This is a genomic window from Klebsiella sp. S69 (assembly GCF_016516145.1).
Lineage (GTDB): Bacteria > Pseudomonadota > Gammaproteobacteria > Enterobacterales > Enterobacteriaceae > Klebsiella > Klebsiella oxytoca.
Genome location: NZ_JACVUU010000019.1, coordinates 40,963 through 58,461, shown reverse-complemented (window position 1 = coordinate 58,461; position 17,499 = coordinate 40,963). Strand labels below are relative to the sequence as shown.

Below are 17,499 nucleotides of genomic sequence, written 5' to 3'. Positions count from 1 at the left end.
CAATCGAAGGAAGCCATTATAAAATAATAATAGCTTTGTATTAGTTACAAAACTAAATTGGTGTTAAATAGCGATAATTTTGTTAGCTTCTTCTACGATGGTATCGTTAACGATAGCACCAATTCCAGCCATAATTAAGCCACATCCCAGCACTCCTACCGGACCAGACAAAACGGCGGCAAAAGCTAATGCTGCGAGATGCGTGGCGGCAAAATCGATAGCGATTGTCTGCACTTTAACAAAGAAAGGATGCCAGTTATCAGTCTCAACTCAGCGCCCGGTTCTCAAGGTACAGGTCGGCAAACTTGTTGGCCGACTGATTATGGCGGAGGATCTCTAAATGTGAATGGCACGATTATGCGGGATACTTACATCAATAGCCTCAAAATGTTCATTTCCGGCACAAGGCTTTCAGCAGGGAGTCCCAGACTTATTTGTGAAGATCACTGCAAAATGGATAGTCAATTTTGAAGATCCTTCGGCTGCGCGCTTGAACCTTTGATTAAGTTGTTCATTCCAAATAAGAATGCTCCATGAGCCAACACCCCCCATATGCAGATACTTAATCCATCAATGCTCCACTTACGGCTTAAAAGATAATGACAAATTGCAGCTGATGGCTGATAATTACAGGTTGTTAAGTAACATCATGGCTGTAAGAGGCTATGCGTTACTATAACGAAAATGGGGTATTGAAGGTTTAGGGATTATAAATTTATGAGATTTTATGGCATCGATTATCTACAAATGCAGTCTAATATCAATGATTATTTAAAATACATTATTATATTTAGTACATTATTTATCCTGATCGTTGTTTTTAGCCTGTATATGCGCCATCGTTTACAAACTAAATACCGTGACTTAACGATCATTGCGTTCTTATTTTTACTCTTCATTTCTGGTGTTCAGTATGCAGATTATACCGATAGCCAAAATATACACTCCAGGTCATCACAAATGGTCAACTTTATTAGGTTGTTGTCACAAGAAAAAAAAGTGAGTGTTAATTCTATATTCTCCAGTTCAGTACAACTTTCGGATGGCATTATCGTTAAAATTAATGATTTTTATTATCGTGTCAACTTAAGTCTGGATCAAAAAACATACAGTCTGGTAGAGGTTTCGTTAGTAACCCCAGATGTTGAAATCGTGAAAAACTGAGGAATAGAAATGATAATTTATACACCTATCATAATAAAGTTGGGACTGGGAATACTGTGCTTAATTGTTCAAATAAATCTCATGGGAAAGGGAAATCTGGCCCCTTCATCCGCAATGGATCAGGTTCAGAACTATGTGCTGGGGGGGATTATTGGTGGCGTAATTTACAATGAATCAATAACAGTACTACAATTTGTTCTGGTATTAATTATATGGACTTTTCTGGTTTTTGTTCTTAAGTTTTTAAAAGAAAATAATCGGTTAGTAAAAAGAATTCTTGATGGAAAGCCTATTACTTTGGTTCATAATGGAAGTGTTAATGTTAAGGAATGTTTACGCAATGGTGTTTCAGCTAATGATTTGATGTTCAAATTAAGAGCAAGTGGTATTTATGAAATAGAACAGCTTAAACGAGTGATACTTGAACAAAATGGTCAGTTAACCATTATACAAAATGGTGATGAAAATATACGTTATCCAATCATAGTGGATGGTTTGGCCAACCATGATCTGCTCGAAATCCTTAACAAGAATAGTGACTGGTTAGAAAATGAAGTTATAAAGCAAGGCTTCAATAAAATCAGTGAAGTGTATTTAGGTGAGTATTTATCAGGTAGAATCAATTTATACGGATATGAAAAATAAAACCCAAAACCAATGCCCTTGTTATCAGCATCCAACTGATATTGGTGATTTTTTGTAGAGGGGTAAGTATCAGGAGACTGCCATTTCTGGTGTACCTCTATCTCAGGTCTTTAGCATCACCATCCGCTTCTGACGTATAGCGGACGTTTTCAAAGCTATAGGCTATTGGTAGCATCATCAGTTCTGGCCTTTTTTTCATGTTACTAACCGTGCGAACAGGGCGCCAGGTGAAATGGTCTGCTGACAGAACGCCATTTGCAATTATCTTCCCCGCTTATCAGAGAACTTCATTTTGGTGAGATCGCCGCGTCTTTGTATGGTGACTATCGCCATCAGCATGGGGTTTTGAACACAAAGGGCCATGTTGTTGTGCCTCCCTGAACATGACGAGCGCGCCGTATTCAGCGATATCCATGCCGAGCGGCATACCCTTTGTGATGGCCGACAGTTGGTTATAATCCTCGATATTATCGCCGATTTTCGCAGGTTACCTTTTTGATGCTTCATCGTTTTCTGTGGTGGTTTTTGATCCCCCACATCTCGAACGTATCGGACTAAACGGATGGCACGGTAAAAAAATATGGAAAGCTGGATAGAGACAACTGAGGAGATGATCTACGCGCTGGCGTTAGCGAGGCATTTTGAGTACTGAATCCTCATGGTGTTTTAATTTTTGGCCTGGTTTTAAATAAATGTTGAAGTTGATAGTTTTTGGTGATATACCATAATAATAGTATATTTAAAGATTTAGAGGCCATATTATGGCAAATGTTAAATCTTTGATTTCAGATAGTTAAAAACCATCAGTATCTCAACAAGAGCCGTTGCTTTGATATTAAAAAGAAATGCTCGTATTAGGTTCAAAAATAGATCAAGTAGTTCAATGCAATATATTCCGTGCTTTTGCAAGAGCAATGGATTTTAAAGCTCGAGAACCTGTATGCGTTTAATGTATACATTGTCTTGAAATTAATTGTAAAAGTAGTATGCATTAATGAAATTAGATTTTTTATATTGCAAATTAAAATAAAAATTATCACATACCGAGGAGTTAAAGTATATGAAGCCAAAAGAAGTACTTTGCCAATGGGTTGACGCATTTAATAATGCAGATATAGAAACCATCTCAGAATTATATGATGATAATGCAATAAACCATCAGGTTGCCAATGAGCCAGTTGTTGGGAAAGAGGCTATAAAGAAAATGTTTGAACAAGATTTTTCTTACGCACAAATGGTTTGTATCGTTGAAAACATTTTCGAAGATGGGCAATGGGCAATTTTAGAGTGGCGTGACCCATTCGGTTTGAGAGGTTGCGGTTTTTTTCAAATAGTAAATAATAAAATTTTATTTCAAAGAGGCTACTGGGATAAGCTATCTTTCTTGAAATTGCGCAATTTACCTATTGAATAAAATAAATATTTACCCTATGTGAATAGTTTGCAAATTTCTTAAAATTTTCGTTAAGGGAAGTGTAATAACTTCCCTTTATAAATTGTTATAATATCAACTCTGTATTAAAACATAGCCTAATTTTAAGTGGAACGAGATTGCTGGCCGGGTTATGGCATTGATTATCGCGAGCTGCGCGCCTGCGACTATGGTGCCCCAACGATAACTGACCAAATTCCGAACCGGAGCTACCGGGCAGCAAGTAACGGATCCGTTGCCGACGGTAACCGTAGGGACATCAAAACGCCCGGCGGGAATGGTCATGCGTGGGGGATTGTCGAGGCAGATTTTTCTTCCCCAAAATCAATTTTTATCCTTAAGACACCCTTTTACACTGTGCAATTATTGATGAAATAGCTTCATACATATCCTTGTTATGGCGGGCATAATAAAAACTTACGGTGCTTTGCTTTCCGCTAAAATCTGCTATATCAACCCATGCTACGGTGTTTCCTCCTGCGTCCAGAATGTTATATCTATAGGAACCGTCTGGCAGCGAGTCATCCTGTTGCATCAATAAGTCGTTGTTCACCGCTGCGGATTGTAAGCATGACGCGACTTCATTTTTATAACCATTAAAATAACTCGTGCGTAATTCTGGATGTATCCCGACAAGGCCGGGGTCCACACAGCCGGTCAGGGTGATAAATATAAATGCTAATAATGATATCTTCATTGGGAATAAACTCCTGATATGAGGCTTTAGGGTAAGCCGCAAAAAATAACTATGCAAATGTTTACCTTTAGTATCTTGATATTATCAATTGTTGTAATTGTGTTATTTAAAAAAGCAAATTTAAATAACATCCGTGGTTGTCAATTCTTATATTTGTTATGTTTATCATCCATTGAATAAAAATATATGGGGCAGGTCACAATCAATGATGGTTTTTACTTAGTCAGATACTGATTTCCATGTTTATAATTTAACTGGTGAGTTCCGTAATTCAATGGCTAATACATTTTGTTACAAAAGCAGGCAGTCATCTCATGCTTTATAATAAAATATCAAACTTCCCTCTTTTCTTATTTAAATGTTCTGTGTGATGTGCGCCCACATCAAAATGTGAGTTTTTATAAGATTTAAGCTAAAGGGATGAAATAAGCGATAAATGTATTGTAAATAGCATGAGTGTGACTTAACCTTGCTGTGTTGTCATGTTAGTACCTGTTCTTAAGTTTTTAGCGTGAGGGATTATAATGTTCTCCAGGAAAATTAAAATTTTTAGTCTGTTTCTATCTTTAATGGCCGCCGGTCAGGCGATTTCCGCCGTTAAGTCCCCAGACGTCACTGTCTATGCACAGAAAGAGGGGGCCGGAAGTGTATGGAACAGCGTGACGGGGAAAGCTGAGCATTTGCTATCATATCAGGTTACGGTTAACAACAACTCCAGTGAACCTTTGGTTCCTGGTAAAGATAATAAAATGTGTTTTTACCTCGATGATAATATGGGGAAAACCTTAATGGGGCATGGGATACAGTTAGAACTTTTATCCCCATATAAGCCAGGAGAGTCCCGCACTGGCGTCATTTACTTTTCCAGTACTGAACCCGATATGCTGTCATTACCTTATGTCAAACTTGGTTTAGGTTCCCAGTGTAAATAACTCTTTTTTAGGATTATTAATGTCGGATAAACAGGTCAGGGGATTTACCTTTAGCGGCCTGTTTTTCTTTAATATAAATAATTAAAGCAAAACAGATTGCTCTCCCTTTTTTATCCTTCCTTTTCCTCGTCAGCAAAGTATAAGCATGCGGCGGGCTTCCGGGTTAACCGACTGGATTAAGCAGATAGTGAACCAGGGCTGCCGGTGATTCGTTGAGCAGGGCGGTTTAACGCGAGAAAACGGCCAGCGCTTGCGCGAGGCGGTGCTGTCTCGCGGCAACAGGACTGATCTGATTTAGCTGAGCGTTATCGCCAGCGACGCGGGCAGGATCCGGATATTGAGTGGTGCCGGAAAACCGCGGGCTGAGGTTCGTCGAGCGCTTTGTCGATTCATCGAGAACCGGGTGCCAGAGCCCGGTTTTCTGTTCTTTTTCTTCTCCAGCATCAACCCTTAAACGCATCAATATTGGCCTGGAGATTCTGTTGGGGGGCTAAAATGCATGCGCATTCGATTTAACCTTAGCAATAAACTTCTCCGTAAGGGACAGCCCTTCGATGATTTCCTTATCTACTACAGCAATTCCATACTGGATGATTAACTCAAGTAGCCCTTCATAGCTCTGTATGAGCTCCTGAAGGCTGTTGAGCGTTTTGCGATCGGAAACTGAGGGGCTCCGGGAATTCGCAGTCGTTTGATTAACAATCCACTCGAGGTTGGCTTTAATTATTTCTATATCATTGTAACTATACATATTTCATGGGCTTAAATCCTCATTTCAAGATTTTTTTGAGAAAACGTGTTTCTGCCTTCACAGCATGAAGCTGTTGAATAACATTCAAAAACGCTATTACTGAAGGTGTCGATGACCTGGTCAGACTGGGGGTGAGCTGCAGAAGCGGTTCCTGTTGAATAGCGCTGCTACTGGCATATCCCGTGAAGAACGGCGCGACGCGCATTATCTTAATTATGCAACGGTTCGCCGATATATCAAGAAATGCACGGTACAAACTGCGGAAAAGTCATTTTCCCTGCGGAATCAGGTTGCTCACCTGCGAACCGTATGCAAGAGCTGCAGGTGAGCAATTTGCTATGAAAGCAGAACCATAGCGACAAAATTTTATCCTCGCACTGCTGGCAAAACCAACAAACAGTTTATCGCCGGGAACACTTTAGGACTTACCTTACTCATTACATCAATATGTTACGTCAGTGAAGAAAATTGATAGACGGAACCTATATTTACATGTCGCTGGGTTAAATCTTCTATATGTTATAAGGGGCCGCCCCGGTCATGTGGTAGGACTCAGAACGCCATATTCAGGGCACATAACTCCCAGTTTGAAGCGCTCCGGGTTTCGATATCCCAGGCCTCTATCCTCAGCAGTCTGATTTTGCTGTTCAGCACCTCTGCATTCCCTTCGAGACCCGCTGACACATCGCATCCGGCACTCCATACACCCGTTCTTTGATGGTTTGTCCTGCGTTTTCATCATTGGTAAAGCACATTCAGACGCCAGCGATAACCACTGCAACCCGCTATCCCTGCATTCTGTGTTTCAGGGGCGATCCCAGATATTTTTTGCCAGCTCTTTCAGCGTCCAGCACTGGCTTGTCTGCAGTATCTGTTCCGCGGCCACATCAACTTTTCCTACCGGGACTTTGTTATCTGTCTGTCGCTGTACTGCCACAGGACGCGGGTACTTTTGGCCTGACGATGACTTTCAACCTGAAGACGGAGATATTCATTCTGGCAGGTTTTATTTACCACCACCACAGCTGTTTCTCTACGTGGAAACGGTCAACAGCTATTTTATCAACTGCACAGGATAAATGGATACGCGCGAATCATATATAGCCCGCATTCATGTCAATTGAGAGAGTTTTAATGGCCTGTAGCTTTCCGTCAGCCACGGTTCTGAGGTAATCGGCAAGACGCGCTGCCGATGCTGCGTCGCCATGCGCCGGGCGCCTGGCCGAACTGACGCTTGAAGCTGCGGTTGAAGGACTGCTGGGAGTCAAAGCCGAGGGCGATCGCCACGTTCAAAATCGGTTCATCGCTGTGGGCTAAGCGCTCGACCGATTTTTGCAGCTTTTGCGCGCGAATATACTCGCCGAGAGGATAACCGGTATGCTCTTTGAATATCCGCTGCAGGTGCCATTTCGAATAACCGGCTCGCCTGGCGACGGTCTCAATATCCAGGCGGCTATCAAGATTGTTGTCGATCCAGTCGAGTAAATCGTGAATGAATGCGCCAGTGTTCATCCGGTTCCCCTCGCACAGCTTAGCAAAAAGTATTTGTGTTTGTTGCATTTAAAAATGGATCGCTTTTAGACTAATTGCAAGTTTTATTGTTGCATTTAAAACCCTGGCAGCATTGCAGCTTTTCTCTGCGCCGGGAATAGCACATAAAGTGCAACAATTATTCTTGCACTAAATTTAGCGCCTTCCTACAATCGCCGCGAATAGTGTATTCGCAACTGTTACATTTTTGTGGCGATGACCGACACAAATAGCCTAAAGCCTGTCCGGACAAAGGAAGTGGCGCGGCGTCTCCCGCTGCGTCTTGCCCGGCGGCTACCCATACCGGAATAAAAATAATGAGCCTGCAAAAAAACTGGGGTAACGTTCATCTGGCTGCGCTGGGCGCGATGCTCCTCTCCGCGCTCCTTGTCGGGTGCGATGAGGGGGCCGCGCAAAACGCCGCGCCGCAAGCGCCTGTGGTGAGCGCCGCTGACGTGGTTGTGAAATCCATTAGCCAGTGGGACAGCTTTAATGGGCGGATTGAAGCGGTGGAAAGCGTCCAGCTTCGCCCCCGCGTTTCCGGCTACATTGATAAAGTGAACTACGTCGATGGCCAGGAAGTGAAAAAGGGGGAGGTGCTGTTCACCATTGATGACCGTACCTATCGCGCCGCGCTGGAGCAAGCGCAGGCGACGCTGGCGAGAGCCAAAACGCAGGCTAGCCTGGCGCGAAGCGAGGCTAACCGCACCGATAAATTAATCAATACCAACCTGGTCTCCCGCGAAGAGTGGGAGCAGCGCCGTGCGGCGGCCACCCAGGCGCAGGCTGATATTCGCGCGGCGCAGGCGGCGGTTGACGCCGCGCAGCTTAATCTGGACTTTACTAAAGTGACCGCGCCTATCGATGGCCGCGCCAGCCGCGCGTTGATCACCAGCGGGAACCTGGTCACCGCCGGCGACAGCGCCAGCGTACTTACCACGCTGGTATCGCAGAAGACGGTTTACGTCTACTTTGACGTGGATGAGTCCACTTACCTTCACTATCAACATCTCGCCCGCAGCGGGCAGGGCGCGTCCAGTAATCATCTGGCGCTACCGGTAGAAATTGGCCTGGTTGGCGAAGAGGGATATCCCCATCAGGGCAAAGTGGATTTTCTGGATAATCAGTTAACGCCGAGCACCGGCACGATCCGTATGCGTGCGCTGCTGGATAATGCCCAGCGTCAGTTCACGCCTGGACTGTTTGCCCGCGTCCGCCTGCCGGGCAGCGCTAAGTTTAACGCCACGCTAATCGACGATAAAGCGGTGCTGACCGATCAGGATCGCAAATATGTTTATGTGGTTGATAAAGATGGGAAAGCGCAGCGTCGCGACATTACGCCGGGACGCCTGGCCGCCGGTTTACGCATCGTGCAGAAAGGCCTGAATCCGGGCGATAGAGTCATCGTCGATGGGTTACAAAAAGTGTTTATGCCGGGGATGCCGGTTAACGCGAAAACCGTCGCCATGACCACCCGCGCCGCCCTTAACTGATCCCCTATCTGAGAATCCGACCCATGGACTTTTCCCGCTTTTTTATCGACAGGCCGATCTTCGCCGCGGTGCTGTCGATTCTGATTTTTATCACCGGATTAATCGCCATTCCGCTGCTGCCGATCAGCGAATATCCTGATGTCGTACCGCCCAGCGTGCAGGTGCGCGCGGAGTATCCCGGCGCCAACCCGAAAGTGATTGCTGAGACCGTGGCGACGCCGCTGGAAGAGGCGATCAATGGCGTTGAAAACATGATGTACATGAAATCCGTCGCCGGCTCTGACGGCGTACTGGTGACTACCGTTACCTTCCGCCCGGGTACCGATCCCGATCAGGCGCAGGTTCAGGTGCAAAACCGGGTCTCGCAGGCCGAGGCTCGTCTGCCGGAAGATGTGCGGCGTTTAGGCATCACCACGCAGAAACAGTCGCCGACTCTGACGCTGGTGGTGCATCTGTTTTCGCCCGGCGGTAAATACGATTCCCTGTATATGCGCAACTATGCCACGCTAAAAGTGAAGGATGAGCTGGCGCGACTGCCCGGCGTCGGGCAGATTCAGATTTTTGGCTCGGGCGAATACGCAATGCGCGTCTGGCTCGATCCCGACAAGGTAGCGGCGCGCGGGTTGACCGCCTCGGATGTGGTGACGGCGATGCAGGAGCAAAACGTCCAGGTTTCCGCCGGGCAATTGGGTGCCGAGCCGCTGCCGCAAGAGAGCGACTTCTTGATCTCCATTAACGCCCAGGGGCGCCTGCATACCGAAGAAGAGTTTGGCAATATTATCCTGAAAACGGTGCAGGACGGCTCGCTGGTCCGCCTGCGCGATGTGGCGCGTATTGAAATGGGTTCCGGTAGCTATGCGCTGCGCTCCCAGCTGAATAATAAAGACGCGGTTGGGATTGGTATCTTCCAGTCTCCGGGGGCCAACGCTATCGATCTGTCCAACGCGGTGCGCGCTAAAATGGACGAGCTGGCGAAGCGTTTTCCGCAGGATATGCAATGGGCGGCTCCTTACGATCCGACTGTTTTCGTTCGCGATTCCATTCGCGCGGTCGTGCAAACGCTGCTGGAAGCGGTGGTGCTGGTCGTGCTGGTGGTGATCCTGTTCCTGCAAACCTGGCGCGCGTCGATTATTCCGCTGATCGCGGTGCCGGTCTCGGTAGTGGGGACGTTCAGCATCCTCTATCTGTTAGGCTTTTCGCTAAATACCCTAAGTTTGTTCGGTCTGGTGCTGGCTATTGGGATCGTGGTGGATGACGCCATCGTGGTGGTGGAAAACGTTGAGCGAAATATCGAAGAAGGATTGGCTCCGCTTGCCGCAGCGCATCAGGCGATGCGTGAAGTTTCCGGGCCGATTATCGCCATTGCGCTGGTTCTGTGCGCGGTGTTCGTGCCGATGGCGTTCCTCTCCGGGGTCACCGGTCAGTTCTACAAACAGTTTGCGGTGACGATTGCGATTTCCACGGTGATCTCCGCCATCAACTCGCTGACCCTCTCTCCGGCGCTGGCCGCTCTACTGCTTAAGCCGCACGGAGCGCCGAAAGACTTCCCGACCCGGCTTATCGATCGTCTGTTCGGCTGGATTTTCCGTCCGTTTAACCGCTTTTTCCACCGTAGCTCGAACGGCTATCAAGGGCTGGTGGGGAAAACGCTCGGGCGCCGCGGGGCGGTTTTTGTAGTCTATCTGCTGTTGCTTTGCGCCGCCGGCGTCATGTTTAAAGCCGTCCCTGGCGGGTTTATTCCCACCCAGGATAAGCTCTATTTGATTGGCGGCGTGAAAATGCCGGAAGGCTCTTCGCTGGCGCGCACCGATGCGGTGATCCGCAAAATGAGCGAAATCGGAATGAATACCGAAGGCGTGGATTATGCGGTGGCGTTTCCCGGTCTTAACGCGCTGCAGTTCACTAATACGCCGAATACCGGGACGGTCTTTTTTGGCCTGAAGCCGTTCGACCAGCGTCAACATACGGCGGCGGAAATTAACGCTGAGATCAACGCAAAAATTGCGCAAATCCAGCAAGGCTTTGGCTTCTCTATTTTACCACCGCCGATTTTAGGATTGGGCCAGGGGTCCGGCTATTCGCTCTATATTCAGGACCGCGCCGGTCTTGGCTATGGCGCGCTGCAAAACGCGGTGAACGCGATGTCCGGTACCATTATGCAGACGCCGGGGATGCATTTCCCCATCTCAACCTACCAGGCTAACGTTCCGCAGCTGGATGTGCAGGTCGATCGCGATAAGGCCAAAGCCCAGGGCGTGTCGCTGACCGATCTGTTCGGTACGCTACAAACCTATCTGGGATCTTCTTACGTCAATGATTTTAACCAGTTCGGGCGGACCTGGCGGGTGATGGCGCAAGCCGACGGGCCGTTCCGCGAAAGCGTGGAAGATATTGCCAATTTGCGTACCCGGAATAATCAGGGCGAAATGGTACCGATCGGCAGTATGGTGAATATCCGTACCACCTATGGGCCGGACCCGGTGATTCGCTACAATGGCTATCCGGCGGCGGATCTTATTGGCGATGCCGATCCGCGCGTACTCTCATCCTCGCAGGCGATGGCGCAACTGGAGGCGATGTCGCAGCAGATACTGCCGAACGGCATGAATATCGAATGGACGGATCTGAGCTTCCAGCAGGCGACTCAAGGCAATACGGCGTTGATCGTCTTCCCGGTGGCGGTGCTGCTGGCTTTCCTCGTGCTGGCGGCGCTGTATGAAAGCTGGACGCTACCGCTGGCGGTGATCCTTATCGTACCGATGACCTTACTCTCTGCGCTGTTTGGCGTCTGGCTGACCGGCGGCGATAATAACGTATTCGTGCAGGTGGGGCTGGTGGTGCTGATGGGGCTGGCCTGTAAAAATGCGATTCTGATCGTCGAGTTTGCCCGCGAGCTGGAGCTCCAGGGAAAAGGGATTATGGAAGCGGCGCTGGAAGCATGTCGCCTGCGTTTGCGCCCGATCGTGATGACCTCCATCGCCTTTATTGCCGGGACGATTCCGCTGATACTCGGCCACGGCGCAGGCGCGGAAGTGCGCGGCGTCACCGGGATCACGGTGTTTTCCGGTATGCTGGGGGTCACACTGTTTGGCCTGTTTCTGACGCCGGTGTTTTACGTGACGCTGCGTCTATTCGTGACGCGCGGTAAAGCGGTGAAGGACGTGATGCCTGCGTAGGACAGGCTGCCGCAGAGATGAATAAAAACCGCTTTCCCTGTGAAGGCGGTTTTTTTGCCATAAGAAACGGATTAGTGCGATTTATTGTGCTGGGTACAGATTTCAGGAACCGGATCGCAGCCGCTGGTGTCGGCTTTTTTGACTTCTTCCAGCGCACTGGCCACGGTATGGCGAGCTAAAACCTCTAACGAAGCCTGCTCTGCTTCATCGGCGATAGATTTGAAGTACCAGCACGCGTTGGCGCTCACCACGCAGCGGGCAGGGATGTCGGGACGTGACGCCCACAGCTTTTTATCTTCGATGACGGATACGTAGATATCGCGCAGGGTAATCTCTTCCGCCGGGCGACCAAGATGGATAGAGCCGTTGCGGCCAAGCGTTGAGACGATGATACCGTCACGCGTGAGCGGAACCATCAATTTGCGGATAAAGCTCGGATTGGCTTTCAGACCGTAGGCCAGAATCGCACTCGTTGAGCGTTCGCCCGATTGCTCCGCCATCGCTACGCTGAGGACCATCTGCAAAGCTGTCGGGAAGCGGTAATCTAACATTTTCTTGTCCTGGGTTGCGGTGAATCTTGTTCTTTTTGGCACCGCAGAGGTGAGTAATCAATGAACAACAATATACCAAATACGGTATTTTTTTTGAAGTCATCAACGATTGACCTGGCGCGTAAAAAAGAGTTTCCGGTATCCCTGTGCTTTACCGCAAAGTTATGCCAGAGCGCGTAAAAATGTATCGGTGAAGGGCAGGATGATCAGGTTAGGGGAGGGGGCAAGGTTTAACATGAGAGCAAAGATGCCGCAGGTAATAAGCGAAAAACGAATAGTCCCCGGTCGTACCCTGGCCCGCAAACAGCGCAGCAGTCAGGTAATTTATACGATTTGAACGCTGACGTATAAAATATTCGATATTGCAAACTTTAAATCTACGCCACTTCTAATACACATCAGTATTCAGTCAATGACTGTAGCAAAAATAAGATTATTCTAGCGAGGCTGGGCACTATGTACCCATCAGGGATATTTCCACCAATAATGCACCTGCATTAACATTCTCATTATTTACAGTTACTTACGGTTGTCCGCTGATATTTTTAGCGAGAAAAAATGGTTAAAATGGAATCCTCTACTAAAATCAAATTGTTGATTAAATTCATACACTGTTCATTCGTATTAATTTAGATGATTGACTTTTGTCTATCGCCCGAAATTGCAGCGGTGAATGATAGCTGCTGACGATAATTACTCAGTTCGATATTGCCATAAGTCTGGCAGGTAAACTTCTGCCCTGGACGTTTGTGCATAACGAGTTCGGGGTTAAAAAGTTATTTCAAAGGACAACGTAAATGACGCATATCTACGAATCTACCAATATTAGTAATCAGGAAACAGCCAGACCTTTGCCTGTCGGCGGGGTAAATAGCGCGAGCGCGGTATCATGGGGAGCAATATTTGCAGGCGCAGCCGCAGCGGCTTCGCTGGCGTTGATGCTGCTTATGCTTGGCGCAGGCTTAGGCCTGACGTCCATTTCTCCGTGGGAAAATCACGGTCTGGCAGCAGGTACCGTGGGTATTGTCGCCATTGCCTGGCTGACGTTTACCCAAATTGTGGCGTCAGGAATGGGGGGATATCTGGCCGGGCGTTTGCGTACCAAATGGGTTGATACTCATACCAATGAAATCTATTTTCGCGATACAGCGCATGGTTTTCTGACCTGGGCCGTTGCATTGCTGGTATCGGCTGTGCTTTTGACCACCACTGTCAGCTCACTCATCGGCGGCAGCGCAAAAGTGATTGGCTCCGTTGCCGGGGGCGCGACGGCAACCGCGATGAGTAACGCGGGAGACGAATCTTCCGTGCTGTCGAAGTCATCGATGGAATATTTTACCCGCTCGCTGTTCCGGTCGACCGCTTCCGCTCCGGCAGATAACGGCGGACTTCCGGCTAATACATCAAGCAATGACGCGATGGCAATGAATCAGCCCGTACCGCCAAAGGCCGAATCTCCAGCGCAATTAGCAGAGGTTACGGGTATTTTTGCTAACAGCATTTATACTGGCGCGCTTCCGCAGGAAGATCTGACTTATGTAGCGCAGTTAGTTTCGCAGAATACCGGCATCAGTCAGCAAGAGGCCGAGCAGCGGGTTCAGGCTGTTTATGATAAAGCGCAGGCCAATTTGAAAGAGGCAAAAAATAAAGCACAGCAGGCCGCAGATGCTGCCAGAAAAGCCACGAGCTACGTTACCCTGTGGTCATTTATTTCTCTGTTAATCGGCGCATTCGTTGCCAGCCTGTGTGCAACCTATGGCGGCCGTCAGCGTGACTTATAATTTCTAACACTCATTATTCAGGAGGAACCTATGCGTTCAATATTGCTTTTCTTTCTGGGCGTGCCTATCCCAATCATTATTTTGATCGCGTTATTTGTGCACTAACGATTTTCCGGTCCCGTAGGAATAGTTGTTAAGAAAATACTGACCTTGCGCACATTACCGCTAAAGCATAAATGCCCTTTGAGGGCATTTATGCTTTTTATCAGGCGCTCAGCGGAGCCTGCTGCGCGTCACCTGAATTTCTCCATGATGTTCACTATCAATCACACCCGCAGTGAATTAGCGTTCACGACTTGCCATCATCAGCGCCAGGTCGACGAGGCGATTAGAGAATCCCCATTCGTTGTCGTACCACGCCAGAATTTTGACCATATTGCCGCCAATCACCAGCGTTGACAGACCGTCAATAATCGACGAGCGCGGGTCGCCCCGGTAGTCGCTGGAGACCAGCGGTTCATCGCTATAGCCGAGGATACCTTTCAGTGGCCCCGTCGCGGCGGCTTCGCGAAAGGCATTATTCACCTCTTCGCTTGTCACATCTCGCTCAAGCGTGACGGTCAGGTCGACAATGGATACCACCGGAACGGGGACGCGCAGCGAATATCCCGTCAGGCGGCCCTCCAGCGCAGGAATAACTTTGCCCAGCGCCTTCGCGGCACCGCTGGAGTACGGTACGATCGACAGCGCAGCGGCGCGGGCGCCACGCAGATCTTTTTCCGGCTGGTCGTGCAGCGCCTGGCTGTTGGTATAAGCGTGGGTCGTGTTCATCAGGCCATGCTTGATCCCAAAATGCTGGTGCAGAACCTGGGCGGCAGGCGCCAGACCGTTGGTGGTGCAGCTACCGTTACTGACCACGTAGTGCTTATCCGGGGAGTAGAGGCCATCGTTAACGCCCATCACGATGGTTAAATCATCGTTTTTACCAGGGGCGGAGATAATCACGCGCTTCGCGCCACCGCTGTGGATATGCACCGCCGCCTTGTCGCGCTCGGTGAAGAAGCCTGTGGCTTCAATCACGATATCGACTTCACGCTGACGCCACGGGATATTTGCCGGATCGCGTTCGCTGAACACGGTAATGGGCTTACCATCAACAACAAGCTGCCCCTCGCTGGCGGTGACGTCGGCATCGAGTTTACCGAGCAGCGAGTCGTATTTCAGTAGATGCGCCAGCGTCTTACTGTCTGTCAGATCGTTAATTGCCACAATCTCAATATCCGGATTGCCCAGTGCAGCACGCAGTACGTTGCGTCCGATACGACCAAAACCGTTAATACCGACCTTAACCATAATCCACTCCTTATTGATTGGCTCTGGAGTCAATGTAGGCCGGGCGTTTGATGGCGTAAATGACAAAAAAGGATCACTTTACGCCATTCTGCGGCTGTGAAACCGCTGGCGATATTCGCCGGGCGTGAGATGAAGCTGTTTTTCAAACAGCCGTCGAAGGTTAATGCTACTGCCAAATCCCGTTTGTTCGGCGATACGCTCCAGCGTGTCGCTGGTCTGCTCCAGACGCTGCCGGGCAGCGGCCAGACGAGCTTCCGCGACGTAACGCGCCGGCGAAGCGCCGGTTTCCCGGGTAAACACGCGGGTGAAATTTCGCGGACTCATGGCGACTTTTTCCGCCAGCTTATCCACGCTGAGGTCGGCGGTGAGATTTTCGAGCAACCATGCCAGCAAATCGTTAATCGGGCCCAGGGTGGTAGTCTGCTGAAGGTTGTAGCGGCTAAACTGCAGCTGGCCTCCGGGGCGACGCAGATACATGACGAAGTCCTGGGCGATATCGCGCGCCAGGCTGAAGCCGTAATCTTCTTCAACCAGCGCCAGCGTAAGATCAAAGCCGGAACTGACCCCGCCAGAGGTCCAGATATGTTCGTCCTGAATATAGAGCGGACCGCCCTCGACGCGGACCAGCGGGAATTCCGCCTGCATGGTTTCCAGCAGCTTCCAGTGGGTAGTGGCCCGTCTGCCGTCCAGCAGTCCGGTTTGCGCCAGCAGCATTGCACCACCGCAAATGGAAGCAATACGGCGGGCATGGGGAGCGGCAAGGCGCAGCCAGTCAACCACCGCAATCCCTTCCTGCGGGTTTTGACCTCTGCCGGTAATGATGATCGTATCGAGGGGTTCGCGAGGGTCTATCTCATGCAGGCGATGATCGGCCAGCAAATTTAAACCGGACTGACCATGGATCACCTGATGCGGTTGAGTCGTCGCCAGCCGTACCTGGTAACAGATCTCACTGGCGCCTTCCGGATGCAGGCGGTTAGCCTGCATCAGAATGTCGGCAATACCGGCGGACTCAAACAGCATGCCGCCATCCGGGACAATAATGAGTATTTTCTTCATGTCCTGAAAAGTAATCTTTTTACAGAATAAGTCAACAGGACGGATGAGGAAGGGGGCAATCTTACGTGCCTGAGAGACGGTATTTTCAGCCAGATGATGGTTGACGTTGCCTGAGCGGCATCGTCTGCTGGAAAAGAGGGCAGAATGTCCGCTATGAGCGAAGAGCGGCTGTCCCATCCAGCGTAAGAACGTAAAAAAAACCGCCGTGAGGCGTTTTAGCTGTCTCGTTAGGAGGTTGCGCTTGCGAGTCGCGCTGCAAATCCAATGAAGAACATACCTACCAGCGCGTTTCCAATGGTTGATAATCTACGGTTGCCTTTCAAACGGCTTAGCAGATAAGAGCCGCAGAAAACGAGGAAACCGAAATAAACGAGAGTAATCGCGAACATTACTGCTGCAAGGATGATAAACGCCATCCAGGAATGTTCAGCCTGAACATTGATGAACTGGGCGAAGAAAGAGATATAGAACAGCAGCGTCTTTGGATTCAGTAGAGTAACAAGCATTCCACGCCCGATGATCCCCTTAGCATCAGCTGAAGATTTCTTTTCCTGACTCGTTTCAACATTTGGCTTAAAGATAGCGCGTATCGTCTGGACACCGAGATAGAAAAGATAGGCAGCACCTGCGTATTTGATGGCGTTAAACAAGGCTGGAGTTGAGCTTATGACTGCGGCAAGCCCACACCATGCCAGCAGAACCAGAAGTACGTCACTCATGAGAATGGAAAATATTGCAGCAAAGCCTCGTTTGATGCCGCTCGTAATGCTTGTTTTAATCACGAACATGGTCTCAGGGCCAGGAGCAAGAACTATCAGTGTCGCACCAAGCAGATACGTCCAGAAATTCACGATACCAAATTCAGCAAACATTTTTACTCCAGTTCTCTCGTTTTCATCGAGGCTATTCTAACGTAACCAGCGTTAATGAAAACACAGTGAAAACGGACGTAGACCTAGCAAAGCGATCGTCATTGCAACAAATAATTGCAACTA

Annotated in this window: 13 protein-coding genes and 4 pseudogenes; 9 read left to right on the top strand and 8 right to left on the bottom strand. The window is 48.8% G+C overall.

The genetic code is table 11. The features are described 5' to 3' along the window. Positions 1–63: 63 nt before the first annotated feature. Positions 64–255: pseudogene (locus IAE27_RS18730) on the bottom strand (colicin-like pore-forming protein); the annotation flags it as partial. Positions 256–717: 462 nt separating this feature from the next. On the opposite strand from IAE27_RS18730, the gene IAE27_RS18725 reads away from it, so the two are divergent. The 4 genes and pseudogenes from IAE27_RS18725 to IAE27_RS18715 all read left to right on the top strand — a co-directional run bounded on the left by IAE27_RS18725 (position 718) and on the right by IAE27_RS18715 (position 3,223). Further along, complete coding sequence (locus IAE27_RS18725) at positions 718–1,164, top strand: DUF3290 domain-containing protein (protein ID WP_004102431.1); 447 nt, start codon at positions 718–720, stop codon at positions 1,162–1,164. Between the two features lie 9 nt (positions 1,165–1,173). After that, the gene (locus IAE27_RS18720) at positions 1,174–1,809 is read left to right on the top strand and encodes a DUF421 domain-containing protein (protein WP_004102429.1); all 636 of its coding nucleotides are present in this window, start codon (positions 1,174–1,176) and stop codon (positions 1,807–1,809) included. Between the two features lie 361 nt (positions 1,810–2,170). Then, positions 2,171–2,451 (top strand): annotated as a pseudogene (locus tag IAE27_RS29640) (SAM-dependent methyltransferase); the annotation flags it as partial. A gap of 418 nt (positions 2,452–2,869) precedes the next feature. Beyond that, a complete protein-coding gene (locus IAE27_RS18715) occupies positions 2,870–3,223 on the top strand; it encodes a nuclear transport factor 2 family protein (protein WP_064370137.1) in 354 nt (117 codons plus the stop codon). 355 nt (positions 3,224–3,578) lie between these two features. Here the strand turns inward: IAE27_RS18715 and IAE27_RS18710 are convergent, their stop codons facing one another. Then, positions 3,579–3,938 carry a hypothetical protein gene (locus IAE27_RS18710; protein ID WP_004102425.1) on the bottom strand — a complete coding sequence of 120 codons (360 nt, stop codon included), beginning with the start codon at positions 3,936–3,938 and terminating at the stop codon, positions 3,579–3,581. A gap of 524 nt (positions 3,939–4,462) precedes the next feature. Here IAE27_RS18710 and IAE27_RS18705 point away from each other — a divergent pair. After that, positions 4,463–4,870: a DUF4354 family protein gene (locus IAE27_RS18705; RefSeq protein ID WP_004102423.1), complete on the top strand. Its 408-nt coding sequence runs from the start codon at positions 4,463–4,465 to the stop codon at positions 4,868–4,870. Between the two features lie 208 nt (positions 4,871–5,078). Next, positions 5,079–5,236 (top strand): annotated as a pseudogene (locus tag IAE27_RS29985) (hypothetical protein); the annotation flags it as partial. A gap of 923 nt (positions 5,237–6,159) precedes the next feature. On the opposite strand, the pseudogene IAE27_RS18695 reads toward IAE27_RS29985, so the two are convergent. Next, a pseudogene (locus tag IAE27_RS18695) lies at positions 6,160–6,802 on the bottom strand (transposase); the annotation flags it as partial. Further along, positions 6,774–7,133, bottom strand: a complete 360-nt coding sequence (locus IAE27_RS18690; protein WP_070557534.1) for a helix-turn-helix domain-containing protein — start codon at positions 7,131–7,133, stop codon at positions 6,774–6,776. The gene IAE27_RS18690 and the pseudogene IAE27_RS18695, both read right to left, overlap by 29 nt. Positions 7,134–7,468: 335 nt before the next feature. Here IAE27_RS18690 and IAE27_RS18685 point away from each other — a divergent pair, with 335 nt between their 5' ends. After that, the gene (locus IAE27_RS18685; RefSeq protein ID WP_200092781.1) at positions 7,469–8,644 is read left to right on the top strand and encodes an efflux RND transporter periplasmic adaptor subunit; all 1,176 of its coding nucleotides are present in this window, start codon (positions 7,469–7,471) and stop codon (positions 8,642–8,644) included. 23 nt (positions 8,645–8,667) lie between these two features. Continuing rightward, positions 8,668–11,820 (top strand): multidrug efflux RND transporter permease subunit OqxB, encoded by a 3,153-nt coding sequence (gene oqxB, locus IAE27_RS18680; protein WP_135799990.1) that lies wholly within the window; start codon positions 8,668–8,670, stop codon positions 11,818–11,820. 71 nt (positions 11,821–11,891) lie between these two features. On the opposite strand, the gene IAE27_RS18675 is transcribed toward oqxB, so the two are convergent. Then, positions 11,892–12,371 (bottom strand): RrF2 family transcriptional regulator, encoded by a 480-nt coding sequence (locus tag IAE27_RS18675; RefSeq protein WP_023329623.1) that lies wholly within the window; start codon positions 12,369–12,371, stop codon positions 11,892–11,894. A gap of 797 nt (positions 12,372–13,168) precedes the next feature. Between IAE27_RS18675 and IAE27_RS18670 the strand changes: the two genes are divergently transcribed. After that, complete coding sequence (locus IAE27_RS18670; protein ID WP_200092779.1) at positions 13,169–14,152, top strand: hypothetical protein; 984 nt, start codon at positions 13,169–13,171, stop codon at positions 14,150–14,152. 282 nt (positions 14,153–14,434) lie between these two features. Here IAE27_RS18670 and gap read toward each other — a convergent pair whose 3' ends face one another. From gap to leuE, 3 genes are all read right to left on the bottom strand, one after another. Then, the gene (gap, locus tag IAE27_RS18665; protein ID WP_004112651.1) at positions 14,435–15,445 is read right to left on the bottom strand and encodes a type I glyceraldehyde-3-phosphate dehydrogenase; all 1,011 of its coding nucleotides are present in this window, start codon (positions 15,443–15,445) and stop codon (positions 14,435–14,437) included. 78 nt (positions 15,446–15,523) lie between these two features. Next, positions 15,524–16,504, bottom strand: coding sequence for a GlxA family transcriptional regulator (locus IAE27_RS18660; protein WP_004101651.1), 981 nt, complete (start codon positions 16,502–16,504; stop codon positions 15,524–15,526). A gap of 227 nt (positions 16,505–16,731) precedes the next feature. After that, complete coding sequence (gene leuE, locus IAE27_RS18655) at positions 16,732–17,376, bottom strand: leucine efflux protein LeuE (protein ID WP_070557538.1); 645 nt, start codon at positions 17,374–17,376, stop codon at positions 16,732–16,734. Positions 17,377–17,499: the final 123 nt, after the last annotated feature.